This window comes from Streptomyces sp. NTH33 (genome assembly GCF_003236365.1).
Taxonomy (GTDB): Bacteria; Actinomycetota; Actinomycetes; order Streptomycetales; family Streptomycetaceae; genus Streptomyces.
Map to the genome: position 1 here is coordinate 1 of NZ_POTZ01001127.1, position 449 is coordinate 449.

The 449-nt window shown below is 77.5% G+C and carries 1 protein-coding gene; it reads right to left on the reverse strand.

Features of this window, described 5'->3' with window-relative positions:
• Positions 1–447, reverse strand: a 447-nt coding sequence (locus tag C1I97_RS38810; RefSeq protein WP_258382960.1) for a PfkB family carbohydrate kinase, incomplete at its 3' end; no start/stop codon positions are given.
• Positions 448–449: the final 2 nt, after the last annotated feature.

Here is a 449-nt window from a genome sequence, read left to right on the forward strand (position 1 = left end):
GTTGTGCACGACGATGCCTCCGGCCAGCTCGGCGGCGGCGTGGTTGGCCTCGTCGGGGACCTCCTGCTGCAGGACGGTGACCCTGGCCCGGCCCAGCACCTCGGCGGCGGACCGGCAGTCGGCCGCGGTCAGGCGGGAGTTGGCGCCGGGGCTGACGATGATGGAGTTCTCGCCCGCCGGGTCGACGGCGATCAGCGCGCGCCCGGTGGGCACCCCCGGGGTGCGGAGCAGGTGCGCGGTGTCCACGCCCTCGGCGCGCACCGCCGAGGCCATCACGCCGGCCGCGTCGTCCTCGCCGACCCGGCCGATCATGGCGACCTGCCCGCCGAGCCGGGCCGCGGCGACCGCCTGGTTGGCCCCCTTGCCGCCGGGGTGCTCGGCGATGTCCCCGCCGAGCACGGTCTCGCCCGGCACCGGGTGCCGGGGCACGGGGGTGACGAGATCCAGGT